At 70.8% G+C, this 24155-nt stretch carries 24 protein-coding genes; 18 read left to right on the forward strand and 6 right to left on the reverse strand.

Going from position 1 to position 24155, the window contains the following annotated elements; genetic code table 11:
* Nucleotides 1–3 precede the first annotated feature (3 nt).
* Complete coding sequence (locus tag KIP79_RS17460) at nt 4–1002, reverse strand: BMP family ABC transporter substrate-binding protein (protein WP_214105877.1); 999 nt, start codon at nt 1000–1002, stop codon at nt 4–6.
* A gap of 41 nt (nt 1003–1043) precedes the next feature.
* Nucleotides 1044–2465 carry an amidohydrolase family protein gene (locus tag KIP79_RS17465; protein ID WP_214105878.1) on the reverse strand — a complete coding sequence of 474 codons (1422 nt, stop codon included), beginning with the start codon at nt 2463–2465 and terminating at the stop codon, nt 1044–1046.
* 329 nt (nt 2466–2794) lie between these two features.
* Here KIP79_RS17465 and KIP79_RS17470 point away from each other — a divergent pair, with 329 nt between their 5' ends.
* The 8 genes from KIP79_RS17470 (at nt 2795) to KIP79_RS17505 (ending at nt 11069) form a co-directional block, all read left to right on the forward strand.
* Entirely contained in the window at nt 2795–4003 is a 1209-nt protein-coding gene (locus KIP79_RS17470; protein ID WP_214105879.1) for a M20 family metallopeptidase, read from the forward strand.
* Complete coding sequence (locus KIP79_RS17475; RefSeq protein WP_214105880.1) at nt 4000–4422, forward strand: cobalamin B12-binding domain-containing protein; 423 nt, start codon at nt 4000–4002, stop codon at nt 4420–4422. Before KIP79_RS17470 ends, KIP79_RS17475 begins: the two co-directional genes overlap by 4 nt.
* On the forward strand, nt 4419–6011 hold the full coding sequence (locus KIP79_RS17480; protein WP_214105881.1) for an acyl-CoA mutase large subunit family protein: 1593 nt from the start codon (nt 4419–4421) through the stop codon (nt 6009–6011). Before KIP79_RS17475 ends, KIP79_RS17480 begins: the two co-directional genes overlap by 4 nt.
* A complete protein-coding gene (locus tag KIP79_RS17485; RefSeq protein ID WP_214105882.1) occupies nt 6005–7195 on the forward strand; it encodes a CaiB/BaiF CoA transferase family protein in 1191 nt (396 codons plus the stop codon). The genes KIP79_RS17480 and KIP79_RS17485 overlap by 7 nt, the downstream gene beginning before the upstream one ends.
* A complete protein-coding gene (locus tag KIP79_RS17490; protein WP_214105883.1) occupies nt 7192–8307 on the forward strand; it encodes a M20/M25/M40 family metallo-hydrolase in 1116 nt (371 codons plus the stop codon). Before KIP79_RS17485 ends, KIP79_RS17490 begins: the two co-directional genes overlap by 4 nt.
* A gap of 1 nt (nt 8308) precedes the next feature.
* Nucleotides 8309–9310 carry an LLM class flavin-dependent oxidoreductase gene (locus KIP79_RS17495; RefSeq protein ID WP_214105884.1) on the forward strand — a complete coding sequence of 334 codons (1002 nt, stop codon included), beginning with the start codon at nt 8309–8311 and terminating at the stop codon, nt 9308–9310.
* Nucleotides 9307–10269 (forward strand): aminopeptidase, encoded by a 963-nt coding sequence (locus KIP79_RS17500; protein WP_214105885.1) that lies wholly within the window; start codon nt 9307–9309, stop codon nt 10267–10269. Before KIP79_RS17495 ends, KIP79_RS17500 begins: the two co-directional genes overlap by 4 nt.
* Before the next feature lie 122 nt (nt 10270–10391).
* Entirely contained in the window at nt 10392–11069 is a 678-nt protein-coding gene (locus tag KIP79_RS17505; RefSeq protein WP_214105886.1) for a GntR family transcriptional regulator, read from the forward strand.
* 21 nt (nt 11070–11090) lie between these two features.
* Here the strand turns inward: KIP79_RS17505 and KIP79_RS17510 are convergent, their stop codons facing one another.
* Nucleotides 11091–12392, reverse strand: a complete 1302-nt coding sequence (locus KIP79_RS17510) for an alpha/beta hydrolase family protein (protein WP_214105887.1) — start codon at nt 12390–12392, stop codon at nt 11091–11093.
* 159 nt (nt 12393–12551) lie between these two features.
* Between KIP79_RS17510 and KIP79_RS17515 the strand changes: the two genes are divergently transcribed.
* Nucleotides 12552–13733 (forward strand): sensor histidine kinase, encoded by a 1182-nt coding sequence (locus KIP79_RS17515; protein WP_214105888.1) that lies wholly within the window; start codon nt 12552–12554, stop codon nt 13731–13733.
* A complete protein-coding gene (locus KIP79_RS17520) occupies nt 13730–14398 on the forward strand; it encodes a response regulator (RefSeq protein WP_214105889.1) in 669 nt (222 codons plus the stop codon). Before KIP79_RS17515 ends, KIP79_RS17520 begins: the two co-directional genes overlap by 4 nt.
* 14 nt (nt 14399–14412) lie before the next feature.
* Here KIP79_RS17520 and KIP79_RS17525 read toward each other — a convergent pair whose 3' ends face one another.
* Nucleotides 14413–15063, reverse strand: coding sequence for a DUF998 domain-containing protein (locus KIP79_RS17525; protein ID WP_214105890.1), 651 nt, complete (start codon nt 15061–15063; stop codon nt 14413–14415).
* A gap of 260 nt (nt 15064–15323) precedes the next feature.
* Here KIP79_RS17525 and KIP79_RS17530 point away from each other — a divergent pair, with 260 nt between their 5' ends.
* The 7 genes from KIP79_RS17530 to KIP79_RS17560 all read left to right on the forward strand — a co-directional run bounded on the left by KIP79_RS17530 (nt 15324) and on the right by KIP79_RS17560 (nt 22279).
* Nucleotides 15324–15650: a YciI family protein gene (locus KIP79_RS17530; protein ID WP_214105891.1), complete on the forward strand. Its 327-nt coding sequence runs from the start codon at nt 15324–15326 to the stop codon at nt 15648–15650.
* An 8-nt stretch (nt 15651–15658) separates the two neighbouring features.
* Nucleotides 15659–17584: a sigma-70 family RNA polymerase sigma factor gene (locus KIP79_RS50380; protein WP_214105892.1), complete on the forward strand. Its 1926-nt coding sequence runs from the start codon at nt 15659–15661 to the stop codon at nt 17582–17584.
* Nucleotides 17585–17745: 161 nt separating this feature from the next.
* Nucleotides 17746–18858: a phosphate ABC transporter substrate-binding protein PstS gene (gene pstS / locus KIP79_RS17540; protein WP_214105893.1), complete on the forward strand. Its 1113-nt coding sequence runs from the start codon at nt 17746–17748 to the stop codon at nt 18856–18858.
* 1 nt (nt 18859) lies between these two features.
* Nucleotides 18860–19837, forward strand: coding sequence for a phosphate ABC transporter permease subunit PstC (gene pstC, locus KIP79_RS17545; protein ID WP_214105894.1), 978 nt, complete (start codon nt 18860–18862; stop codon nt 19835–19837).
* Entirely contained in the window at nt 19834–20727 is an 894-nt protein-coding gene (pstA, locus tag KIP79_RS17550) for a phosphate ABC transporter permease PstA (protein WP_214105895.1), read from the forward strand. Before pstC ends, pstA begins: the two co-directional genes overlap by 4 nt.
* A 24-nt stretch (nt 20728–20751) precedes the next feature.
* Nucleotides 20752–21528: a phosphate ABC transporter ATP-binding protein PstB gene (gene pstB / locus KIP79_RS17555; RefSeq protein WP_214105896.1), complete on the forward strand. Its 777-nt coding sequence runs from the start codon at nt 20752–20754 to the stop codon at nt 21526–21528.
* A 46-nt stretch (nt 21529–21574) separates the two neighbouring features.
* Entirely contained in the window at nt 21575–22279 is a 705-nt protein-coding gene (locus KIP79_RS17560) for a response regulator transcription factor (protein ID WP_214105897.1), read from the forward strand.
* 15 nt (nt 22280–22294) lie between these two features.
* On the opposite strand, the gene KIP79_RS17565 is transcribed toward KIP79_RS17560, so the two are convergent.
* A complete protein-coding gene (locus KIP79_RS17565) occupies nt 22295–22756 on the reverse strand; it encodes a MarR family winged helix-turn-helix transcriptional regulator (RefSeq protein WP_214105898.1) in 462 nt (153 codons plus the stop codon).
* A gap of 139 nt (nt 22757–22895) precedes the next feature.
* Between KIP79_RS17565 and KIP79_RS17570 the strand changes: the two genes are divergently transcribed.
* Nucleotides 22896–23498, forward strand: a complete 603-nt coding sequence (locus KIP79_RS17570) for an ester cyclase (protein ID WP_214105899.1) — start codon at nt 22896–22898, stop codon at nt 23496–23498.
* A 244-nt stretch (nt 23499–23742) separates the two neighbouring features.
* Here KIP79_RS17570 and KIP79_RS17575 read toward each other — a convergent pair whose 3' ends face one another.
* A complete protein-coding gene (locus KIP79_RS17575; protein ID WP_214105900.1) occupies nt 23743–24117 on the reverse strand; it encodes a hypothetical protein in 375 nt (124 codons plus the stop codon).
* Nucleotides 24118–24155 lie beyond the last annotated feature (38 nt).

Here is a 24155-nt window from a genome sequence, read left to right on the forward strand (position 1 = left end):
CTATCAGCCACCCTCGGGCATCGTGATCTCACCGGCGTTGATCTTGGCGGTGATCTCGTCCGCCTGGGCCTGCAACTGCGCCGAGTTGGGGCACATCGTCAGCTTCTGGATCTTGGGGTCCTCCAGCGCGTACTTCTTGGTGCCGGCGGGCAGTTTTCCGGCCAGGTAGTCCTGGAGGATCGTGGTCACCAGCTGCTGGTTGTTCTGGTAGTCGTAGCCGATGAGGGCGTCGGACTCCGCGCATCGGTCGGTGGTCGGGTTGAAGACCTTGACGTACTTGCCCGACTCCTCGATCGCCTGCAGCACGCCCGGCAGCCCGGCGTCCACGAACGCGTAGATCACGTCCACCCCGTCGGTGATCTGGGCGGCGGCGGCCTGCTTGGCCTTGGTGGCGTCGCTGAAGCTGCCGACGGTGACCGCCGCGTACCCGATGTCGGGCTTGGTGGCGCGGGCGCCCGCCTTGAAGTCGATGTCGGACTGGCTGGTCGGCGGGATCTGCGCGCCGCCGATGAAGCCGACCTTTCCGGTCTTGGAGGTCCCGGCGGCGAGCACGCCCGCCACGTAGGCGGGCACGCCCTGCAACATCATGTAGGCGTGCAGGTTGCTCACGCCCTCCTTGACCACGCCCGACATCACGAACGTCGTGTCGGGGTTGGCGGCCGCGACGGCGTTCGCCCCGGCGACCAGCGCGCTGCCCCCGCCGATGATGAGGTCGTTGTCGGCGGCCAGGTTGGTCAGCGCGTCGGTGATCTGCTGCGGGTCGGTCAGGTTGTCGACGACCGACACCTTGAGGTTCATCGCCTCGGCGTTCTGGGTGACGCCCTCGAGGTAGGTCTGGTAGAAGGCGTTGTCGTTGCGGGGGCCCGCCAGCGCGACGCCGACCCGGATGGTCTTCTGGCCGTCGCCGCCGCCGGTGGTCTCGTCGGTCGTGGCACCACAGGCGGTGGCCAGGATCAGTGAGCCCGCGGCCACCGCCGCGGTGAAGAGTCGTGAACGCGACATTACGATGAAGCTCCTTTTTCGGGGCCCGAGGGGGGTGGGAGTCAGTAGATGGGCCAGGTGCCGCGGGGCTCGATTCCGATTTCCTTGAGCACGCGGCGGTCGATCCTTTCCACCTCCTCGCGGAGCGCGCCTTCGTCGACCCTCGTGAGCTTCTTGGCGTCCAGCAGGATGTCGCCGCCGACCAGGACGGTGTGCACGGAGTGGCCGGTCGCGCCGTACACCAGGTTGGCGACGGGGTTGTGCAGCGGCCGCCAGTCGAAGTCGTCGGCCTCGTAGACGACGAGGTCGGCCGCCTTGCCCGCCTCGATGCCGCCGACCACGTCGTCCCAGCCGAGCACCCGCGACCCGCCCAGGGTGCCCATCTCCAGCGCCTGCTCGGCGCTGACGGCGTTGGGGTCCTGCCGCGCGTCCCGCGGCAGCAGGGCGGCCAGCGAGATGGCCCGGGTGATGTCCTGGTGGTTGGAGCAGTTCTCGGCGTCGGTGCCCAGGCAGACCGGGACCCCGGCGGCCAGCAGTTCCGGCCACTTGCCGAACTGGGTGGTGCCCTTGGCGAGCTTCAGCGCGGTGCTCGGGTTCTGGGAGATCCGGGCGCCGGAGTCGGCGATCAGGCCGACCTCCCAGTCCACCAGGCTGGTCACGTGGTTCATCATGACCCGCTCGTTGAGCGCGCCGATCTTGTGCATGTGCTCGACCGGCCGGTGTCCGTACATCTTGAGCTCCAGCGCGACCTCGCGCTCGCTGGTGGACTTGTGGATCACCATCAGCGACTCGGCCTCCAGGGCCAGCCTGGCCGCGCCCACGGTCAGCTCGTCGGAGCAGGTGCCGACGCCTTCGATCGTCACCGCGTCCCTGATGCGCGGGTTGCCGAAGGCGCGGACCGTCTCCACGCCCGTTTCGAGCCGCTTGATGGCCGTCTTGGCGTCGAACCGCAGCCAGTCGGGCAGGTCGTCGGGGCCGGCCGAGCCGTTCTGGTCCCAGGTCCACGGCCCGATCCGGCAGCGCATGCCGGAGGTCGCCACCGCCGTCATGACCGCCTCGATGTGGTTGCAGCCGGGTTCCTCGAAACTCGTGGTGCCGAAGCGCACCATCTCGGCGGTGGCGTGCAGGGCGTAGGTGTGCATGTCCTCGGCGGTCAGCCGGGAGAAGGACGGGTAGATGAACCGGCGCAGCGCGTCCAGGGTGGTGCCGCCCTCGGGCATCGCGCCTTTGGCGCAGCAGAGCAGGTGGCGGTGGCCGTTGGAGAGGCCGGGGATGGTCACCTTGTTCCGGCCGTCGATGACGCGCCCGGCCCGGTAGCGGCCGGCCAAATCGGCGCGGCGCCCCACGTCGACGATCACACCGTCCCGGATGGCGATCAGACCGTCCTGGAAGATGCGGCGTTGCGGGTCGAGGCTGAGGACCCAGCCACCGTCGATGACGATGTCGACGTTCACCGCGGGTTGGCCGGTCTGCTCTTCTGACATCTCTTACGCCCTCCATGCATACGATGGCGTGTCAAGTTCCCGCAGTTCGCGGGCTTTTGGAATCTGAGATCTGATATCGTGTGCCCGCAATTTAGCCATGGGTGATGTGGACCGTCAACGGCTGCACCCGGAACTTTGCCGCATTGACGCTAGATCTGAGATCTCAGATCTGATGGAGGATGGCCCTTACGCGGCTTAGTGGGCTCTGCTACATTGCATATCAGATCTTAGATGCCGTGGTTGATGGCCCTTCGGCCCAGCCACGAGCCCGGTGCTCCGCTCGGACGACCCCATCGAACCGTCCGCGGTCAGCGAGGAAAGGACACGGAATGACCACCGAGGTAAGCGACGACGCGGCCTCACGCGCGGTTGGTGCGATCAACTACGAGCGGCTGACGAGCCTCGTGCAGGAGGTCTGCCGGATCCCGAGCATTCTCGGCGACGAGGGCCCGCTGGCGAACTTCCTGTACGAGCAGATGAAGGCATCCGGCTTCGAGGGGGTCGCCCTGCAGAAGGTGCTGCCGGACCGGCCGAACGCGGTCGGCGAGATCACCTTCGGGACCGGGCCGCGGGTGGTCCTCACCGGCCACATGGACACCAAGCCGGTCTCCCAGGGCTGGGCCAAGGCGGAGCCGTTCTCCGGCGACATTGTCGACGGAGCCATCTACGGCCACGGCATCATGGACATGAAAGCGGCCCTGGTCTGCCAGATCGTCGCCATCGAGGCGCTGCGCGACTCCGGTGTCCCGCTCAACGGCTCGGTCGCGATGGCGGCCGTCTCCGACCACATGGGCGACCAGCTCGGCTCGATCGCCTACTTCGAGGAGTACCCGGCCGACCTGTGCGTGCTCGGCGAGCTGTCCGGCAACGAGATCTTCCTCGGCCACCGGGGACGCTACTACTTCGACATCACAGTGCGCGGCAGGTCCGCCCACACCTGCCACAAGCCGCTCGCGGTCAACGCCAACGCGCTGGCCGCGCACGCCCTGATCGAACTCGACGCCTCCCGCCTCACGCCCGAGCTCGACGACTGGGTCGCCGACCTGTTCGGCGAGGAGACCTACATGGCCCCCGGCCGCGTCTACGGCGGCCTGCCGCCCGGCGGTCCCTCGATGATCCCCGACGAGTGCGTGATCCGGGTGGACTGCCGCCCGCAGCCGGGCGTCACCGTGGAGCAGGTGCGGGCCGAGATCGACCGGTGCCTGCGCGCGGCCGAGGCCCGCGACCCGCGCTTCCAGGCCGAGGTACGGCTGGCCGATGTCAAGTCCGGCTACCTCGCCGCCCCGGGTGACGAGGTCGTGGAGCTGATGCGCGACTCGGTGCGGTCGGTCCGCGGCGCCGAGCCGCCGCTGCTGGCGGCCGGCTGGCTCGGCGACACCGCGAGCTTCGGCCGGAAGGTGCCGACGATCATCTTCGGCCCCGGCGGGGAGCCCGTGTACTGCGCCGACGAGCACCTGTCGATCGACGACATCGTCGAGGCGACCAGGGTTTACACCACCTTCGCGGCACTCGCGCTTGGGGACCGGGAGCGCCGATGAGCCGACCGGCCGTCGTCCGCCCGAGGATCGTCCTGGCCAAGCCGGGACTGGACGGCCACGACCGAGGGATCAAGGTCGTCGGGATGGCGCTGCGCGACGCCGGGGCCGAGGTCGTCTACCTCGGTCTCCAGCAGACGGCGCCCCAGATCGTCGGCGCCGCGCTGGCCGAGGACGCGGACGTGATCGGACTGTCGGTGCTCTCCGGCGTGCACCTCGCGGTGGCCGCGCAGCTGCTCACGGCCTGCCGTGAGGCGGGCCTGGACGACGTGCCGGTGGTCGTCGGCGGGACGATCCCGCCCACCGACGTCGACCGGCTCAAGGCGCTCGGCGTCCGCGACGTCTTCCCGGTCGGCACGCCGCTGCCCGACGTGGTGGAACGCATCTTCGACATAGCCCGGCAAGGGGGGAGGTCATCATGAGCGAAGCGCCGCGGGAGGTGGTCACCGACTCGGGCATCCCGCTCCAGCCGGTCTACGTCGCGGACTCGGTCGCGGACGGCCTGGAGGAACGGCTCGGCCTGCCAGGCAAGCCCCCGTTCACCCGGGGGCCGTACCCGACCATGTACCGGGAACGCCTGTGGACCATGCGTCAGTACGCGGGCTACGGATCGGCCGAGGACACCAACGCCCGCTACCGGTTCCTGCTCGCGCAGGGCCAGACCGCGCTGTCGGTGGCCTTCGACCTGCCCACCCAGCTGGGATACGACTCGACCGACCCCGAGGTGGCCTCCGAGGTGGGCAGGGTGGGCGTGGCCATCGACACCGTCGAGGACATGGAGACGGTGTTCGACGGCCTGCCCATCGACCAGCTGTCGGTGAACTTCACCATCAACGCCACCGCGCCCATCATCCTGGCCTTCTACCTGGTCGCCGCCGAGCGCCAGGGCGTGGCCCGCAAGGACGTCGCGGGCACCCTGCAGAACGACATCCTCAAGGAGTTCCTGGCCCGCAAGACGTTCATCTTCCCGCCGGAGGAGTCCATCCGGCTGGTCGCCGACGTGGTGGAGTACGCCTCCGCGGAGCTGCCCAGGTTCAACGGCATCTCGATCACCGGCTACCACGCGCGGGAGGCGGGCTGCGACGCGGTCCAGGAGGTCGGGCTGACCATGGCCTCGGCGATCGCCTACAGCCAGGCGTTCCTCGCCAGGGGCCTCGACTTCGACTTCTTCGCGCCCCGGCTGTCCTTCCACTTCTCCAGCCAGCTGGACCTGTTCGAGGAGGCGGCCAAGGTCCGCGCGGCCCGCCGCATGTGGCACCGGCTGGCCACCGAGCGGTTCGGCGCCAAGAAGGAGAACTCGGCGCGGCTGCGCTTCTTCTCCGGCTGTTCGGGGGCCACGCTGACCGCGCAGCAGCCGCTGAACAACGTGGTCCGCTCCACCCTGCAGTGCCTCGCGGCGGTGCTCGGCGGGGCCCAGTCGATCCACGTCATGGGCTACGACGAGGCACTGGAGATCCCCACCGAGGAGTCGGTACGGCTGGCCCTGCGCACCCAGCAGATCATCGCCCACGAGTCGGGCGTGGCCAAGGTCATCGACCCGCTGGCCGGCTCCTACTACGTGGAGAGCCTCACCGACGAGATCGAGCGGCGCGCCTGGGCACTGGTCGAGAAGGTGGACGCGGGCGGCGGGCTGGTCGAACTGCTCGCCCAGGGCGTCCCGCAACGGTGGGTGGCCGAGTCGGCCTACGCCTACGAGCGGCAGATCCTCAGCGGCGAGCGGGTCAAGGTCGGGGTGAACAAGTACACCGACGGCTCGGACGTGGCTCCGCCATTGTTCGAGATCGACGAGACCGCGGGCGACCGCCAGCGGGAGAAACTGCGCGCCCGGATCGCGGCCCGCGACGCTCAGGCGGTCGGCGAGTCGCTCGCGGACCTCGGCCGTGCGCTGGACGAGGGCGCCAACACCATGCCGTACATCATGCAGTGCGGGCGGGTCGGCGCGACACTCGGCGAGATCGCCGACACGATGCGGTCCAGATTCGGCCGGTACCGGGAGCCGCAGCCATGGTGAGTCGAACAGCGGCGAGTCAGCGGCCCCTCGCGGGCATCCGGGTCGTCGATCTGACCCGGTTCGTCTCCGGGGCGTACGCCTCGATGCTGCTGGCCTCGCTCGGCGCCGATGTGATCAAGGTCGAGGTGGGCGCCGAGGGCGACCCGTACCGGACCCAGGGGACCGCGTTCGTCGGGACGGAGAGCGCGCTGTTCCAGGTGCTCAACACCGGCAAGCGCGGGATCAGGCTGGACCTGAAGTCCGCCGCGGGGCTGCGCGTCATGGAGGCCCTGCTCGGCTCGGCCGACGTGCTGATCGAGAACGGCCGGCCGGGGTCGCTCCGGGGGGTGGGGCTGGACGCCGAGTCGGTGCGGACCCGCCACCCGCGCCTGGTGTACGGCTCCATCTCCGGCTACGGGCAGGTCGGGCCGGACGCCGCGCGGGGCGGGTTCGACCTGATCCTGCAGGCCGAGGGCGGGCTGATGAGCGTCACCGGGGTGGCGGGCGGGGAGCCGGTCAAGGTCGGCGTGCCCGCGCTCGACATCGGCAGCGCCGTCTCGTGCGCACTGGCCGTGACCGCGGCGCTGCTGGGCCGGGAACGTCACGGGGCGGGGTCGCAGGTGTCGGCCTCCTTGCTGGAGTTCGCCACCGCCTGCTTCGCCAGCACGGCCCCCGCGTTCCTGGTGGACGGCGAGGTACCCCGGCAGATGGGCAGCCATTCGCCGACGTTCGCTCCCTACGGGGCGTTCCGGGCCAGGGACGGCTACCTGGTCATGGCCGGAGCAGGGAGCGAGGACCTCTGGCACCGGGTATGCGCCGCCATCGGCGCCCCCCACCTGCTCGCGGACCCCCGTTTCAGCACCAACGCCGACCGGGTGCGCAACCTCGGCCCGCTCATCGGCGAGATCGAGGCTGTCCTGGCCGAACACGACGTGGCGGACTGGCTGTCCCGGCTCGGCGCGGCGGGCATCCCCGCCGCCCAGGTCCGCGACCTCGCCCAGGTGCTCACCTCACCGCAGGCGCAGGCTCTCGGCCTGGTACGCGAGCAACGGACCCGCGCGGGAACCTATCGGTACATCGGCCCGCCGTTCCAGGTCGACGGCCCGCTGCGGTTCGAGCGGGGCGCGCCGGAACTGGGGGAGCACACCGCGGAGATCCTGGCCGAGCTGGGCCTGGACGAAGATCAGGAGGTGACAGGACCATGACCGGATCAGTCACCGAAACGGCGGTCGCCGAGGCGGGCAGGGTCATCGAGCGCACGATCGAGCTGTCGCTGATCCCCGCGCCGCCCCTGCAGGAAGCCGCGCGCGCCGAGCGGGTCGCCGGTTGGTGGCGCGCCGACGGTCTGGCCGAGGTCGCGATCGACCCGACCGGCAACGTGTGGGCGCGGGTCCGCGCGGGCAGCGGGCCAGCCATCCTGGTCGCCGCGCACCTCGACACCGTGTTCGGCCACGACGTACGGCACGGCCTCACCGACGACGGCGCGGGACGGCTGGTCGGTCCCGGCTGCGGCGACGACACGGTGGCCGTCGCCGCCCTGTCCGTCCTGGACCGCCTGCTGCCCGAGCGGACCGGGGGCCAGGTCTGGATCGTGGCCACCGTCGGGGAGGAGGGCCTCGGCAACCTCCGGGGCGTCACCGCCGCCCTGGACCGGCCGCCCGTCCCCCTCGGGGCGCTGATCGCCCTGGAGGGCAACTACCTTGGCCGGGTGAACCTGATCGGGGTCGGCTCGGTACGCAAACGTGTCACGGTGACCGCACCCGGCGGGCACGCCTGGGAGGACCCGCACGTCCCGAGCGCGGTGCACGTGGCGGCGGGGATGATCCATGACCTGGCCCGCCTGCGGCCGGGCGGCGACGCGAAGGCGACCGTCAACATCGGCACCCTGCACGGCGGCGAGTCCATCAACGCCCGCGCCCGGCGATGCGTGTTCGACCTCGACCTGCGCTCGGCGGACGAACCCACCCTGCGTCTGCTCGAGGACGGCGCGCGGGAGATCCTGGAGCGGGTCCCCGCGCAGGTGAACGTGGCGATCGAGGAGATCGGGAACCGCCCGGCGGGCCGGCTGGCCGAGGACCATCCCCTCGTCCTGGCCGCCGAGGCGGCGCTGCGGACGATCGGCGTCGAGCCCCGCCACACCGCCGCGAGCACCGACGCCAACGCCGCCTACAGGATCGGCCTCCCGGCGGTCACCCTCGGCATCACCTACGGGGACGGCACGCACACCGAGGCCGAATGGATCGAGACAGGTCCGGTCCCGCTCGGCCTCCAGGCGCTCGCCGCCACCATCTTGACCTACGGCTCCCAAGGAGAATGACATGCACAGCGGAGTGGCTCTGCAGCCCGTGGACCCGCCGGACGAGTTCGGTTCCATGGTCGCGGAGATCGAGGACCGCGGCTTCGAGGAGCTGTGGCTCACCGACTCCTCCCTGCACGCGCGCAACGTGTACGTGTACCTGACCCTGGCCGCGCTGCGCACCGAGCGGATCCGGCTGGGCACGGCGGTGACCAACCCCATCACCCGGCACCCGGCGGTCACCGCCACCGCGGCCACCACGATCGACGAGGTCTCCGGCGGGCGCGCGGTGCTCGGCATCGGCGCCGGGGACCGCCCGCTGCTCGCGCTCGGCTCCAAGCCGGCGCCGCTGGCCCGGCTGGAGGCGGCCATCGGCGCGATCCGCCGGCTGTGGGCCGGGGAGCACGTGACCCTCCAGGCGCCAGGGTTCACGCTGGACGACGCGCACATGCGCGACCCCGGGCGGCCCGGCCTCCCGGTCTACGTCTCGGCGAGCGGCCCGAAGACGCTGGAGCTGGCCGGCCGGGTCGCCGACGGTGTCATCCTGCTGGCCGGGCTGCACCCCGAGGGGCTGCGCTGGGCCATCGACCACATCGACCGCGGCGCGGACCAGGCGGGCCGTCCGGCCCGTCCGAAGATCACGGTGTTCGCCTACGGCGCCATCGACGAGGACGAGGAGCAGGCCCTGCGGGCCGGGCGGACCATCGCCGCCTGGTTCCCGCAGACCGCCCCCGTGTACTGCGAGATGGCCGGTCTCTCCGCCGACCTGGTCGCCGAGGTCCGCGAGCGGTACGCGGGCGGGGAGTTCCAGGAGGCCGAGCAGGCGGCCAACCTGCTGCCCGAGGACTTCGTGCACCGGATGGCGCTGGCCGGGAACAAGGACCGGGCCAGGGGACACATCGCCAACATGCTCGAGCTCGGGGTGGACTGCGTCAGCGTGTTCCCGCTCGGCGCGGACCGGATGGCGACCGTCCGCGGCTTCAAGGAGGCGTTCGACGACGTGGTGGGAGCTGGTCGCCGGTGATCCCCGACCGCACCCTGGCGACCGTCCTCGACCAGTGCCTGGGGGCCGGGCCGGGGGAGGAGGTGGTCCTGCTCACCGACGCGGGCACCGCGGCGGACGTGGTCGAGGCGCTGGTCACCGGACTGGAGGACCGGGGCTGCGTGCCGGTGGTGGCCAGGCTGCCGCGGTACGAGGTGCCGGGCAGCGAGCCGCCCTCGGCGGTGGCCGGGCTGCTGGCCGGAGCCGCCGCCGCGATCGAGCTGACCTCGACGTTCGTCGGGTCCAGCCAGGCGCGCCGGCGGGCGACGGCCGCCGGGACACGGTATCTGGCCATGCCGGGCGTGATCGCCGACACCTTCCGGCTCGGCGGGCCGTTCGACGTGGACTTCGACGAGTTGCGGACGCTGACCGAGCGGCTCGCCCGCGCCTGGGGCGAGGCGTCGGTCTTCCGGCTCACCACTCCGGCCGGCACCGACCTGTCCGGTTCGGTGGAGGGGCGGCCGGGCCGGGCCCTGTTCGGCGTCGCCCGGGACCGGGGGGCGTACATGGCGCCGCCCGATGTCGAGGCGGGGACCGCGCCGGTCGAGTACAGCGCCAACGGCGTCGTGGTCATCGACGGCGACTTCCTGTTCATGGGCCCGGGGCCGGTCACCCGGCCGGTCGCGCTGCACTTCGCCGCCGGACGACTGGTGTCGGTGGAGGGCGATGAGGGCATTCGGCTGACCGAGATGATGGATCGCTGCCAGGATGCGAGGATGGGCAATCTCGCCGAGGTCTCCATGGGGCTCAACCCCAACGGCCGCGTGTGCGGGGTCGCGATGGAGACCGAGTCCACCCTCGGCAGCGCGCACATCGCGCTCGGCAACTCGATCGCCTACGGCGGCACCGTGGACGCCCCGGCTCACCTGGACTGCGTCATGCGGGAGGCGACCCTGGAACTCGACGGGCGCCCGGTCCTGATCAACGGGATACCCGCCTGATCCTCGTCTTGCGTATCACATCTGATATGCGAAAATACCCAGTGCGCGCTGAGCACTCCCCATGGCACCTCTCTTCGGAGCCCCGCGCGCAGCCTCGACACATCAAACCATCTGGGGGCCCGATGGCAACGGGAGAAGGCCTCGGTCTGGACGAGTTGCCGCACATGCAGCTCAAGGACCGGGTCTACCACCGCCTTCGCCAGAGCATCGTGAACGGCGAATTCGAAATCGGCTTCGCGCTCCGCGAGGTGGACATCGCCACCCGTCTCGGCGTCAGCAAGACGCCCATCCGGGAGGCGTTCGTCCGGCTGCAGAAAGATCGGCTGGTCCAGCTGATCCCCTATCGGGGCGCGGTCGTCGCGGGCTACAGCCGCCAGGACCTCCGTGAGGTCTACGAGGTGCGCGCCCTCATCGAGGGCGCCTGCGCGGCCACGGCCGCCGCCGAGCCGACCGGCCAGGTCCGCGCCGACCTGGAGCGCAACGTGGAGGCGGGCCGCCAGGCCCTGGCCGCCGGTGACGTCGAGGAGGTGATCCGGTTGTTCGAGGAGTTCGACCGGCTCATCTACCGTCAGTCCAGGAACCAGTGGGTCAACGACCTCATCGAGAACCTGGAAGGCCACCAGCGGCGCATCGGGCGGCTCACCGTCGGCATCCCCGGCCGCCTGGAGCAGTCGATCGAGGAGCACTCCCGGATCTGCGACGCCATCGCCAGGGGCGACGCCGAGGACGCCGAGAAACTGATGCGGGCGCACATCACCTCGGTCATGACCGACCAACTGGAGAACCTCCAGGACGGCTAGCAGCCCGGCCGGACCCACGGGTCAGGGGATGAGGGAGACCTCGGGGAAGCGGGTGTCGGGGCCCGCGAACAGGCGGGTCGGCTTGCCTCGCAGGTGCAGGTCGAAGAAGGCCCCGACGTAGGCGCGCTGCGCCGCCACCGAACGGCCGGGATTGATGGTGCCCACGTAGTCCGCGAGCGGCACCGTGGGGAGCTTGGCCGCGATCTGCGGCAGCAGCGGCTGCAGGTCGGTGAACGAGCCGTGGGCCGCGCCCTTGAAACGCAGCTCCCGCTTCCAACCGGTCGAGGCCCGCCAGAACGACTTCCAGCTCGGCTCGCTGTCCCGCGTGTGGGTCTCGGCCGCCAGTTGCAGGAACGGCCTGGTCACACCGCGGGTGGCCACGGGGCCGACATAGGCGCCGTCGAGGTTGACGCCCGCGTCCACGCGGGTGTCGTCGCGGGTCAGCTGCGCGGCGACCGAACCGCCCAGCGACTGTCCCAGCACCCCCACCCGCGAGGCGTCGGGCGCGCCGAGCATCCCCTTGGGCAGCTTGCCGCCGATCGGGCGACCGTGGGCCAGGGCGGTGACCTGGTCCAGCACGTAGCGCATGTCCGCCAGGCGCGCCCGCGAATGCTTGGCCAGCAACTTGGCGATGACCTTCGGCGTCAGCTTCGCGGGCAGCGGCAGGGCGCGCACCAGGCGCCGGCCGGGAAACTCCACCTGGTCGGCCTCGTAGGTGTGGTCGACGGTGACGACCAGGTAGCCGCGCGAGGCCAGGTCCTCGACCAGGGTGGTGCCCAGCGTGCGCGGCCCGCCGTCCCCCGAACCGAACAGCACCACCGGCAGCTTGCCCGCACGCGGCTCGACCGGCGCGCCGACGCGGGCCTGGGTGCGCGTGGCGGCCCAGGCGACGGTGCCCTTGGCGATGCCCAGGGGCGGCGCCGAGTGCCGATCCCAGTCGGCGGCGGCCAGCGGCGCCATGTGCGGCGCGAGCGGCCCGCCGCCGGCCGCCGGATACCACAGGCTGATTATCAGTTCCCGGTACGGCTTGGCCGCCACCAGCGGATCGGGCCGCGAGCGGTCGACCAGCCGCATGGCCACGGTCCCGACCGGATACGGGCCGCCGGGCGCGGGCAGGCTCACGCCGATCGGGCTCCCGGCGTCGGCGGAGGCCGCGGGCAGGGAGCCCGCCAGCACCAGCACGGCCAGCCCCGCGACCTTGCCCGCGGCTTTCGAGACGGCGGACGCCGCCCTTCTGGAGACAGCCGCCCTTCTGGAGACAGTGGACGAACCGGCGGCCGTGGCCCCGAAGGCAAGATCCGCATTTTTCGTGACAAAGGACATGCGAAAGCTCCTCAAACGGAAAGGATGTCCGACGAGGCTGGCAGTCCGGCACGCCCGCGGGCCAGCGGCGGAGGTCGCACCCGCGCATGCGACTTTCGGATGACGGTCATCCCTCGGGAGGAGCGGGAGCGAACCCGCAGCCCAACTAGGGTGAAGCGCATGGAACCAGCCGACCGTCCGGCGGCCCGCCTCATCGCGCTGAGCCGACGGTCGACCGTACCCGCGGACGCGCTGCTGGCCGCCGCGCTGTTCCTGGCCACGCTCGGACCCGGCCAGGTGCTGTCCGGCCCCCCATGGCTGCTCGCGCTGCAGACGGCGCTGGTGGCTCCACTGGCCTGGAGACGGCGCGCTCCGATGACGGTCCTGGGCGCGATCGGCGTCGCCGCCGCCGTCCAGTGGGGGCTGGACGTTCAGCTTCCCGCCGACGCCGCCCTCCTGGTGGCCCTGTACACGGTCGCCGCGCGCCGCCCGTGGCGCGACACCCTGCCGGCGGCGCTCGCGGTGCAGGCCGGGGTGCTGCTGGCCGCCGCCCGCTGGGCTCCGCCCGGCCAGTTCCCCTTCACGGCGGCCGCGCTGAGCGCGATGGCGGCCGCCGCCCTCATGACCGGCCTGTGGATGCGGGCACGACGGGCGTACGTGACCTCCCTGGAGCGCGACCGTGAGCAGCGGGCACGGCTGGCCGTAGCCGAGGAACGCGCGCGGATGACCCGCGACATGCACGACATCGTCACCCACAACCTCTCGGTCATGGTGGCGCTGGCCGACAGCGCCGGCCACGTCCGCCACAGCGCGCCGGACCGGGCCGCGGCGGCGATGGAGCAGATCGCCGCGACTGGACACCAAGCCCTGCAGGACATGCGCCGCTCCCTGAGCACCGGCCGCGCGATCTCGGGCGAGGAGGGCCTCGGCGGGACGTTTCAGCCCGCGCCCGGGATCGCCGAGCTCGGCCCGCTGGCCGAGCGGATGCGCGCGACCGGGCTGGCGACGTGTGTCCGGGTGGCCGGTGACACCGAGGCGGTTCCCGCCGCCGCCCAGCTGACGATCTACCGGCTGGTTCAGGAGGCGCTGACGAACACGCTGCGGCACGCGCCCGGGGCCCGCGCCGAGGTGCGGGTCGACGTATCGTCGCGCCGTGCCGAGGTGGAGGTCACCGACGTTCGCGAGCCACTCGACGCCGAGACCTGGGTGTCCGGGCCCCGCTCCGGGCTCCGGGGCGATGGGCGCGGGATCGCGGGCATGCGGGAACGGGTGGCCGCCTACGGCGGGACCCTGGAGGCCGGGCCGGTGACGGGCGGCGGATGGCGGGTGCTGGCCGTGCTGGACCTGGGAGCGCCACGATGATCCGGCTGCTGATCGCCGACGACGAGTCGCTGCTGCGGATGGCCTTCCGCATGGTCTTCGAGGCCGAGCCGGACATGGAGGTGGCGGGGGAGGCGGATGACGGCGAGCAGGCGGCCCGGCTGGCGCGGCGCCTGCGTCCGGACGTGGTGCTGATGGACGTGCGCATGCCCGGTCTGGACGGCATCGAGGCCACCCGCCGGATCGTGCGCGACAGCCCGCGCTCGCGCGTGCTCATCCTGACCACCTTCGATCTGGACGAGTACGCCTTCGCCGGGCTGAAGGCCGGAGCGGCCGGGTTCCTGCCGAAGAACACCCGGCCGCGGGAACTGCTGAGCGCGATCCGCGATGTCGCGGCCGGAGAGGCGGCGCTGTCGCCGCGCGTCACCCGCCGCGTGCTGGAGAGGTTCGCGCCGCAGATGACTCCAGGGCCCGCCCTGCGGGACGAACGGCTGGCGCAGCTGACCGCGCGCGAGCACGAGGTGCTGGTGCAGGTGGCACGCGGGCTCTCCAACGCCGAGGTCGCCGCGGCGTTGCATCTGGCCGAGGCGACGGTCAAGACACATCTGAGCCGCGTGCTGGTCAAGCTCGGCCTGCGCGACCGCGCCCAGGTGGTGGTCTTCGCCTACGAAAGCGGCCTCATCCGCCCCGCCACCCCCGACCCCTGACCGCCCCTGCCCGGTCAGCGCAGTCCGGCGCGCTTGTCGAGGGCGACGACGGTGAGCCAGAGGAGGGTCGTCAGGGACCCGAGGGCGAGGGTGAGCGAGCCCGCGTGCCCGCCGGACAGTGCCCAGCCCAGGCCGCCCAGGAAGATCACCGCGCTGGCCGCCGAGCCCACCGCGTATCCCGTACGACCGGCCCGGCTGTAATGGCGTCCGAAAATGAAGCACGCCACCACGAGCGCGATGAAGCCGATCGAGGAAACGGCGTTGTGCGCGATGTTGTGCCAGCTCATCGTGGCCGGCACGCCGAGCGGGGTGCCGGTCGGGAAGCCGTCCACCGGGTCCATCGTGAAGATCCCGGCCAGGCAGGTGGTGACGCCGAACACCAGGACCAGACTGGGGGCCCACCTCCCGCCGGGCCGACCGCTCATGGCACGGCGGAGCCCGACCGATCCGGCGACGGCCAGCACGCCCATGAGGAGGAATGTGGTGATCTGGAGCCAGCCGAGGTCGCCGTTGCTCAGCAGGCTGAGCGGGTGGCGGGTCAGGTCGAAGCTCTCTCTGGTGAAGGCCTGGCCGAAGGAGAGGATCCCGTAGACGGGGGCGACCAGCGCGGCGGCGACCAGGAGCGGGCCGGTGCTGGTGGGGGTGCTGGTGTGGGTGGCGGTCATGGCCGATTCCCTTCTGTGGCGGGGCCGGTTCGAACCGGCATCGCTGACGCGTCGATCGGCGACTCCCGGAATCGACCGCCTTGTCTCCCCCTCCCGCTGACCAGCAGTTATCCGGATATATCGGCATTATCTGTCGTAGGTTGATGGTGCATTACCTGTCACATCCCGCCGAATCCCCAGGTCACGCACGATCAGTCGATTCCGGGGCCGCCCGTGCGACGTGTTGACTGACGGAACGGAAACGAGCAAGGAGAAGCACCATGAGGTTCCTGATGACCACCAAGGGCGGCGGGCAGGCTCCGGACGAGGCGATGTACGCGGAGATGGGGAAGTTCGTCGAGGAGATGACCAAAGCGGGCGTGCTGCTGGCGACCGGTGGGCTCGACCCCGTGGGCACCCGCTTCACCTCCTCGGGCGGCGAGGTCACCGTCACCGACGGGCCCTTCACGGAGGCGCGGGAGGCGATCGTCAGCTTCGCGCTGATCGAGGTGCGCTCCAAGGAGGAGGCCATCGAGATCACCCGCCGGTTCTGGAAGATCGCCGGTGACGGGGTGGGTGGCATGCAGCAGGTGTACGGCCCCGAATAAACACGATCATGACGTCGTGGGACGCCCACACCGCCGTTGACGCGGTCTGGAAGCTGGAGTCCGCGAGGATCATCGCGGGCCTGGTCCGGATGGTGGGTGATGTCGGGCTGGCCGAGGAGTTCGCGCAGGACGCGCTCCTGGCCGCGCTGGAGCGATGGCCGGAAGGCGTCCCGGACAATCCGGGTGCCTGGCTGATGGCCATCGCCAAGCGCAGGGCCGTCGACCACCTACGGCGCGCCGAACGGCTGGACCGGGGGCACGAGCGGCTCGCCCACGAGCTCTCGGTCCAGCCGGACCCCGGCGTCGCGGAACCGGACCCGGCAGACGGCCTCGACGACGACGTCCTGCGGCTGATGTTCGTCTCCTGCCATCCCGCCCTGTCCACCCGGGCGCGGGCGGCGCTGACCCTGCGGCTCGTCGGCGGCCTGCGGACCGAGGAGATCGCGCGGGCCTTCCTGGTGTCGGAGACCGCGGTCGCGCAGCGCATCGTCCGGGCCAAGCGCACGCTGGCCGCCCGGCGCATCCCCTTCGAGGTGCCCCCGCAGGGGGAGCGCGCGGCCCGGCTCTCCTCGGTGCTCGAAGTCGTTTACCTGGTGTTCAACGAGGGGTACGCGGCCACGGCGGGCGATGACCTGATGCGGCCCGGGCTGTGCCTGGAAGCGCTGCGGCTCGGCCGGCTGCTGGCCCGGCTGATGCCCGGCGAGGCCGAGGTGCACGGTCTGGTCGCGCTGATGGAACTCCAGGCCTCGCGGGCCGGGGCCCGTACCGGCCCGCAGGGGGAGCCGATCCCGCTGCACGAGCAGAACAGGGGGCGCTGGGACCGGCTGCTCATCCACCGGGGCATGGCGGCGTTGCTCCAGGCCAGGGCCGTCGGCGGGCCGTTCGGCCCGTACGTGCTCCAGGCCGCCATCGCGGTGTGCCACGCGCAGGCCGCCACCGCCGAGGACACCGACTGGGCCCAGATCGCGGCCCTCTACGCTGCCCTGTCCCGGGTGCTGCCCACCCCGGTCGTACGGCTCAACCAGGCGGTCGCGGTCGCGATGGCGGACGGTCCCGAGGCGGGGCTGGCCCTGATCGATCCGCTGCTCGCCGAGCCGGCGATGCGCAACTACCACCTGCTGCCGGGGGTCCGGGGCGACCTGCTGGCCCGGCTCGGGCGGTCCGCCGAGGCGCGGGCCGAGTTCGAGCGGGCCGCCGCGCTCGCCCAGAACGGTCCCGAACGGGCGATCCTCCTGAAACGCGCCGCCGTGTTGCCCGCCCTGCCGGTCACGTTCGGCCCCGCTGTGGCCGCGTTCCTGGACCGGGAGGGCCTGGACCCGGCGACCGTGCGCTCCTACCGCAAGACGCTGACCCGGCTGCTCCGCGAAGTCGGGGCGGATCGGGCCCTCGCGGAGGTCACCGCGGGACAGATCGCCGAGACCTTCGCCGCCGTCTGGGGGCGGGCGGCCGCGGCGACCTGGAACCGGCACCGGGCCGCCGTCCGGTCCTTCGCGGCCTGGGCGGAGGCGGGTGAGCTGGGGGCGCTGCTGGAGCGGCGGCCCGAACCTCGCGGCAGGTCCCGGCCGATGGACCCCGCCGCCGTCGAGACGCTGCTCGCCCGGCCCGGCCTCGCACTCCGCGAACGGGCGTTCTGGACGCTGCTCTACGAGCACGCGGCCAGGGCGGAATGGGCGCTCGCCCTCGACGTCGAGGACGGTGGACGCCTGCCCTGGCCGCCACGGACCGCCGCCCTGCTCGCCCAGCTCATCGGCGACCGCGTCCGGGGGCCGTTATTCCTGGCCGATCGGCGATCGCCGCGGACCACGCGTGACCGCTGCCCCGACACCGGGCGGGGCCGGCTGTCGTACGAGCGGGCGGAATACCTGTTCAAACAGGCCAGCGGGTGCACGTTGCGCCAGCTGAGCCAGGCCGGCACGCCGCCGTCGCCCGCCTGACCGGACGGTTCCGGCCGGGAGGCGTGTGTTGCGCATCACAGACGGTCTACACGACAGACCCAGCAGGTTCACCGTCAGTTCATTTTGGTTTTGGGTTTCGGCCCAGTTCGTTCCCTAATTTCTGTTGCGCGATTAATGAAGCGATTGGGGAGGGACCCAAGGTGAAGTACGCAGGCCGACTGGCCGCCTTCGTCCTTACAGGCGCGCTAGCGCTTGCTGCTTGCGGCACCGACGACAACACCGGTGCGGCGACCGACACTGGTGCGCCCGCGGCCTCCGCGGGTACGGGTGACAACGGCCTGAGCGGCACGATCAACGCGGCGGGCTCCTCCGCCCAGGCGAACGCCATGGACGAGTGGAAGAAGAACTTCCAGCAGGCCAACCCCGGGGTGAGCCTGAACTACCAGCCCAGTGGTTCCGGCGCCGGCATCCAGGCGTTCACCGACGGCACGGTGGCTTTCGCGGGGTCGGACTCCGCGCTCAACCCGGAGAAGGGCGAGCCGGAGAAGGCCGACGCGCGCTGCCAGACCGGCAAGGCGATCAACCTGCCCATGGTGACCGGCCCCGTCGCGGTGGTCTACAACCTGCCCGGCGTGGACGGCCTGCAGCTCAAGCCGAAGACGATCTCCGACATCTTCAACAGCAAGATCACCAAGTGGGACGACCCGGCGATCAAGGCCGACAACCCGGACGCCTCGCTGCCCTCGACCGCGATCCAGGCGGTGCACCGCTCCGACGAGTCGGGCACCAGTGACAACTTCACCAAGTTCCTGGTCGCGACCGGCGAGTGGCCGTACGAGCACGCCAAGGCGTGGCCGGCCGAGGCCAAGGGCGTCGGCGCCAAGGGTTCCGACGGGGTGAGCCAGGCGGTCAAGACGACCGAGGGCGCCATCAGCTACGTCGAGCTCTCCTACGCGGAGAACTCCGCCCTGCAGAAGTCCAAGGTCGCCAACGGCTCCGGCGAGTTCGTCGAGCTGACCCCGGAGAGCGCCGCCAAGACCGTCGAGGCCGCCGAGGTCAAGGGCACCGGCAACGACCTGTCGCTCAGCATCGACTACGCCACCTCGGCCGCCGGCGCGTACCCGATCGTCCTGGTGACCTACGAGATCACCTGCGAGAAGGGCCTCGCCGCCGAGGAGGTCAATCTGGTCAAGGCGTTCCTGACCTACACCGCCAGCGACGAGGGCCAGGCCTCGCTGACGAGCCTGGGCTACGCGCCGCTGCCGACCAGCCTGCTGGCCAAGGTCAGGACCTCGATCAGCGCGATCTCCTAGCATGACCGCTCCGACGAGCACCCGTGCGGGCGGACCGGCGGCCAGCCGGTCCGCCCCCGGGCGTACCCGCGGTGAGGGCGCGTTCCGCTACCTGGCGACCGGCGCCGGGATCCTGGTCCTGGTGATCATGGCCGCGATCGCGGTCTTCCTGGTCGTCGAGGCCGTCCCGGCGCTGCGGGCCAATGAGGGCGACTTCCTCACCGAAGTCATCTGGGATCCCAACGGCAGCCACACCTTCGGCATCGCCGCGCTGGCGTTCGGCACTGTGCTCAGCTCGCTGCTGGCCCTGGTCATGGCGGTGCCGGTCGCGGTCGGGGTGGCGCTGTTCATCTCGCACTACGCGCCGCGCCGGCTCGCCGCCGCGCTGGGCTACGTGATCGACCTGCTGGCCGCGGTGCCCAGCGTCGTGTACGGCCTGTGGGGCATCGTCTTCCTGGTGCCGTTCATCACCGGCCCGGAGGGGTTCCTCAACGAGTACTTCGGCTGGATCCCGCTGTTCGCCGGGGAGAGCGTGGCCGGACGGTCGATGTTCACCGCCTCGGTCATCCTCGCGGTCATGATCCTGCCGATCATCGCGGCGATCTCCAGGGAGGTGTTCCTCCAGGTACCCAAGTCGCACGAGGAGGCCGCGCTGGCGCTCGGCGCCACCCGCTGGGAGATGATCAGGATGGCGGTGCTGCCGTTCGGCAGGCCCGGCGTGATCAGCGCGGCCATGCTGGGCCTGGGCCGGGCGATGGGCGAGACGATCGCGGTCGCGCTGATCCTGCCCGCCACCTTCGGCATCAGCTTCCAGATCCTCACCGCGCAGGGCAACAGCATCGCGGCCAACATCGCCAACGGCTTCGGCGAGGCCACGCCTATCGGCCGCGGCGCGCTGATCGCCTCCGGCCTGGTGCTGTTCGCGATCACGATGGTGATGAACATGGCGGCCCGGTTGGTCGTGGCCCGTCGCAAGGAGTACTCGGGAGCGGGAGCATGACCGCGATCGAAGAGGCGACCCCGATCCAGCACGTCTCGCCCCGGCGGCGGCTGACGGACCTGGTCGTGCGGGTCCTGGTCTACCTGGCCTTCGCGATCGCGGTGGTGCCGCTGGTCGCGGTGCTCTGGATGGTGATCAGCAACGGCCTGGCCCGTTTCGACATCGAATTCCTGACCCACTCGATGCGCAACATCGGCGCCAGGGACGCCGGCGGCGGGGCCTACCACGCCATCCTCGGCACGCTGGAGCAGGTGGCGCTCTCCTCGCTGATCTCCGTCCCCATCGGCCTGCTCACCGCGATCTACCTGGTGGAGTACGGCCGGGGCACCCGCCTGGCCCGCTCGATCAGCTTCTTCGTCGACGTCATGACCGGCGTCCCGTCGGTGGTGGCGGGCCTGTTCATCCTGGCCTTCTGGATCCTCGCGCTCGGCATGCCGTTCTCCGGTTTCGCCGGCGCGCTGGCGCTGTCGATCCTGATGATGCCGACCGTGGTCCGCGCGGCGGAGGAGATGCTCCGCCTGGTCCCCGCCGACCTGCGCGAGGCCGCGTACGCGCTGGGCGTGCCCAAGTGGCGCACCATCCTGAAGGTGGTGCTGCCCACCGCGCTGACCGGCATCGTCACCGGCGTCATGCTGGCCATCGCCCGCGTCGCCGGGGAGACCGCGCCGCTGCTGCTGACGGTGTTCTTCACCGACTCCATCAACGAGGACCCGTTCAACGGCCCGCAGATGGGCCTCCCCCTGTACGTCTTCGACCAGGCGGCACGCCCGACCGACACGGCGATCGACCGGGCGTGGGCGGGCGCGCTCACCCTCATCCTGATCGTCATGCTGCTCAACCTCGCCGCCCGCCTCATCGCCTGGTGGCGCTCGCCCGCCAGATCCCGGTAGCCGAACCAGGAGGAACCACCACCGATGTCCAAACAGATCACGGTCTCCGGCCTGGACGCCTACTACGGCTCGCACAAGGCCATCGAGGACGTCTCCATGACGATCGAGCCCCGCTCGGTCACCGCGTTCATCGGCCCCTCGGGCTGCGGCAAGTCCACCTTCCTGCGCACGCTCAACCGCATGCACGAGGTCATCCCCGGCGCGCGGGTGGAGGGCAAGGTGCTGCTCGACGGCGTCGACCTGTACGGCTCCGGCGTCGAGCCGGTGTCGGTGCGCCGCTCGATCGGCATGGTCTTCCAGCGCCCCAACCCGTTCCCCACCATGTCGATCTACGAGAACGTGGCCGCCGGGCTCCGCCTGAACCGGCGTATGCCCAGGTCACAGACCGACGAGGTGGTGGAGGAGTCGCTCAGGGGCGCTAACCTGTGGAACGAGGTCAAGGACCGGCTGAACAAGCCGGGCGCGGGCCTGTCGGGCGGGCAGCAGCAGCGTCTGTGCATCGCCCGCGCCATCGCGGTCAAGCCGCAGGTGCTGCTGATGGACGAGCCGTGCTCGGCGCTCGACCCGATCTCGACCCTGGCGATCGAGGATCTGATCACCAAGCTCAAGCAGGAGTACACGATCGTCATCGTCACCCACAACATGCAGCAGGCGGCCCGGATCAGCGACCGCACCGCGTTCTTCAACCTCGCGGCGCAGGGTCAGCCCGGCAAGGTGATCGAGATGGATGTCACCACACGCATGTTCACCAGCCCGTCGGAGAAGGCCACCGAGGACTACATCACCGGCCGCTTCGGCTGAGCCGGGGCCTTCACAGGACGCCGAAGGACGAACGGGAGGAAGCAGCGTGATCCAGTCGGCACCCGACGGGCGCGGGGACACCACGCTGCTGGTCGCCGATCCCGACGCCTCCTACCTCGCGGAACTGGCGGTCGCCCTGGAACGCGAGGGGGTGCGCGTGATCGGCGTTGCCGACGGCGCCCAGGCGCTGCTGACGACCGGCGCGGAGGATCCGGACATGCTGCTGGTCAGCGCCGACCTGCCGGTCATCGGCGCCGTGGAGTTCATCCGCACCGTACGGAAGACCAGGGCCGTGCCGGTGCTGCTCGGCATCGGTGAGGGAAACGCCGAGCTCGCCGTACGCGCCCTGGCGGTCGGGGCCACCGCCTGCGTGGCCCGGCCGTACCGGATGCCGGAGCTGATGCCGCTCATCCAGGCGGCTGCCCACGAGGAACACGCGCCCCGGCCGGTGGTCAAGGTGGGCCACATCGAGCTCAACACCACCTCCTACCAGGTGCACGTCTCCGGCGAGCTGGTCCACCTGCCGCTGCGTGAGTTCGAGCTCCTCCACTTCCTGATGCGCAACGTGGACCGCATCGTCACCCGCGAACAGATCACCCGCTACGTCTGGAGCTCCGCCACCCCCGCCGCCACGAACACGATCGCCGTCCACCTCAAACGCCTACGCGCCCGCCTGAACGACCACGACGACCACCTCATCCAGACCGTACGCGGCGTCGGCTACCGCATGGTCTCCCCGCGGCCGCACTGAGCACGAAGCCGCCACCTATGGCGCCAGGTGCGGGGCGGCTTCTCGGAGGCGGTCCAGGAGTTTGTCCAGGGTGTCCAGGTCGCTCTCGCCGAAGTCGGCGAAGACCTCGCGCAGATTGCGGGCGTGTACGGTCGCGGCCCGGTTGAGGACGCCGCGGCCGGTGTCGGTGAGGCACGCGTAGGAGACGCGGCGGTCGGTGGGGCAGGGGCGGCGCTCGACGTACCCGGCCGCCTCCATCCGGTCGATCAGCCGGGTGACGCCGCCGGTGGTGAGCGTGATCTGTTCGGCCAGTGCGCTCATGCTCAACTGCTCGCCTTCGGAGCGGGCCAGCCGGAGCAGCACTTCGAACCAGACGTGCGGCAGCCCGGCCTCGGCTTGCATGGCCGGACCGAGCCGTCGTTCGAGGCGGTTATAGGCCTCGGCCAGGCGGCCGAAAGTGGTGATCAGGCGGTCGTCGATCACGGGCGAGGAGAACATGGCCGAATCCTATCCCGGTGATAGTTGATTCGTCATTAGTTGCATTGTCAACAATCTTCGGGTGTATGGTTGCGCCGTCAGTATCTGATCAGTCGGAGTTCTTGGGGTCAGGCCCGGTCCGACAGATCGAGGAGCAATCATGGAACGTCGTTCGCTACTCAGGGGCGGAGCCGCCGCCTTCGGCGCACTCGCCATCACCGCCGTCGTGAGCGGCACCGACCTGGCAGGAGCCGCGGAGGCGAGCCCGGGCCTCTATCCGGACCCGGCCACCACTCCGGTGCCCAACCCGCCCTTCCCCCGCAATCTGACCGGCGCCGAGCGGCAGCACCTGAAGACCTTCGATGAGCTGGACTTCAACGTCTTCACCCACGCCGACTGGGCTCGCCTGGGCGAAAGCCACTCCAAGAACATCCGCGTGCACTGGCCGGACGGGCACTACACCGACGGCATCGACAAGCACATCCAGGACCTGGCGGCGTTGTTCGTCTGGGCACCGGACACGCGGATCGTTTCGCACCCGCTGCGGGTGGCCAAGAACGAACTGACCGCGGTCACCGGGGTGATGCAGGGCACCTTCACCCGCCCGATGCCCGATGGGAAGGGCGGCTTCATCCAGCCGACCGGCAAGGCGTACTCGATCAATATGGCCACGGTCGGAATCTGGAACCGGCGCGGCACCATGGACGAGGAATTCCTGTTCTGGGACAACCAGACGTTCTACCAGCAGATCGGCCTCGCCTGATCTTTCCGTGCACAGGTCGCCTGACCAGCGCGGCGGAAGCACCGGAGGCGACGGGGACTGAGTTCCTTCGCCCTGTGAAAATGCGTGGGCGATCCCGCTCGGACGCCCTGTGATGGGGCCGGCCTGTGCGACGGGCCGGCCCCGCCACCTCGAAGCATCCGGGGTGGTCAGTGCGGTTTCGGGTGGCGGCGCCGTCTAACTGCGTGGGGCCGGTCCCCTTGCCCCGCTGAGATCGCCGGGTCGCTTAGAGGATGTTCTCGCACGGGTACCCGATGCGCGTACCGTTGACCCAGCCTGAGACGCAGTACTTGCCGACGACGGCAGGGATGCCGGTCCACTCCTGCTTGGCCTCGAACGCACCGTTCTTCCACGTCCGGGTGGCGCCGTGCCGATACAGCCCGAGAGGGCCCACGAGATCGAAGTTTCCGTAGAAGCTGCCGCTCTTGGGGTACGCCTGGACGTACACAGTGCCGTTCTTCGGCGTGGAGAGGTACATGCAGACGTTTCCGTTGCAGCCGAGGGCATCCGCTTGCGCCGAGGAGGCGCCTGCGAAGAGCATCCCAGAGACAAGGGTGGTGGCCATCGCCATTTTTCCGAGTTTCGGGCGCAGTCTGCGCATGTCTGAGCTCCTTTCAATTGGCTCAGGCGGAGCCTCGC

The organism is Acrocarpospora catenulata (genome assembly GCF_018476525.1).
GTDB classification, from domain to species: domain Bacteria; phylum Actinomycetota; class Actinomycetes; order Streptosporangiales; family Streptosporangiaceae; genus Acrocarpospora; species Acrocarpospora catenulata.

Coding starts and splice junctions, on each gene's coding strand:
- KIP79_RS17485 (WP_214105882.1), top strand. CDS start 6,005: ATGGTGAGTCGAACAGCGGCGAGTCAGCGGCCCCTCGCGGGCATCCGG.
- KIP79_RS17460 (WP_214105877.1), bottom strand. CDS start 1,002: ATGTCGCGTTCACGACTCTTCACCGCGGCGGTGGCCGCGGGCTCACTG.
- KIP79_RS17465 (WP_214105878.1), bottom strand. CDS start 2,465: ATGTCAGAAGAGCAGACCGGCCAACCCGCGGTGAACGTCGACATCGTC.
- KIP79_RS17525 (WP_214105890.1), bottom strand. CDS start 15,063: ATGACCGCCACCCACACCAGCACCCCCACCAGCACCGGCCCGCTCCTG.
- KIP79_RS17470 (WP_214105879.1), top strand. CDS start 2,795: ATGACCACCGAGGTAAGCGACGACGCGGCCTCACGCGCGGTTGGTGCG.
- KIP79_RS17565 (WP_214105898.1), bottom strand. CDS start 22,756: ATGTTCTCCTCGCCCGTGATCGACGACCGCCTGATCACCACTTTCGGC.
- KIP79_RS17515 (WP_214105888.1), top strand. CDS start 12,552: ATGGAACCAGCCGACCGTCCGGCGGCCCGCCTCATCGCGCTGAGCCGA.
- KIP79_RS17510 (WP_214105887.1), bottom strand. CDS start 12,392: ATGTCCTTTGTCACGAAAAATGCGGATCTTGCCTTCGGGGCCACGGCC.
- KIP79_RS50380 (WP_214105892.1), top strand. CDS start 15,659: ATGACGTCGTGGGACGCCCACACCGCCGTTGACGCGGTCTGGAAGCTG.
- KIP79_RS17475 (WP_214105880.1), top strand. CDS start 4,000: ATGAGCCGACCGGCCGTCGTCCGCCCGAGGATCGTCCTGGCCAAGCCG.
- KIP79_RS17570 (WP_214105899.1), top strand. CDS start 22,896: ATGGAACGTCGTTCGCTACTCAGGGGCGGAGCCGCCGCCTTCGGCGCA.
- KIP79_RS17575 (WP_214105900.1), bottom strand. CDS start 24,117: ATGCGCAGACTGCGCCCGAAACTCGGAAAAATGGCGATGGCCACCACC.
- pstA (WP_214105895.1), top strand. CDS start 19,834: ATGACCGCGATCGAAGAGGCGACCCCGATCCAGCACGTCTCGCCCCGG.
- pstB (WP_214105896.1), top strand. CDS start 20,752: ATGTCCAAACAGATCACGGTCTCCGGCCTGGACGCCTACTACGGCTCG.
- KIP79_RS17530 (WP_214105891.1), top strand. CDS start 15,324: ATGAGGTTCCTGATGACCACCAAGGGCGGCGGGCAGGCTCCGGACGAG.
- KIP79_RS17520 (WP_214105889.1), top strand. CDS start 13,730: ATGATCCGGCTGCTGATCGCCGACGACGAGTCGCTGCTGCGGATGGCC.
- KIP79_RS17480 (WP_214105881.1), top strand. CDS start 4,419: ATGAGCGAAGCGCCGCGGGAGGTGGTCACCGACTCGGGCATCCCGCTC.
- KIP79_RS17495 (WP_214105884.1), top strand. CDS start 8,309: ATGCACAGCGGAGTGGCTCTGCAGCCCGTGGACCCGCCGGACGAGTTC.
- KIP79_RS17490 (WP_214105883.1), top strand. CDS start 7,192: ATGACCGGATCAGTCACCGAAACGGCGGTCGCCGAGGCGGGCAGGGTC.
- pstC (WP_214105894.1), top strand. CDS start 18,860: ATGACCGCTCCGACGAGCACCCGTGCGGGCGGACCGGCGGCCAGCCGG.
- KIP79_RS17505 (WP_214105886.1), top strand. CDS start 10,392: ATGGCAACGGGAGAAGGCCTCGGTCTGGACGAGTTGCCGCACATGCAG.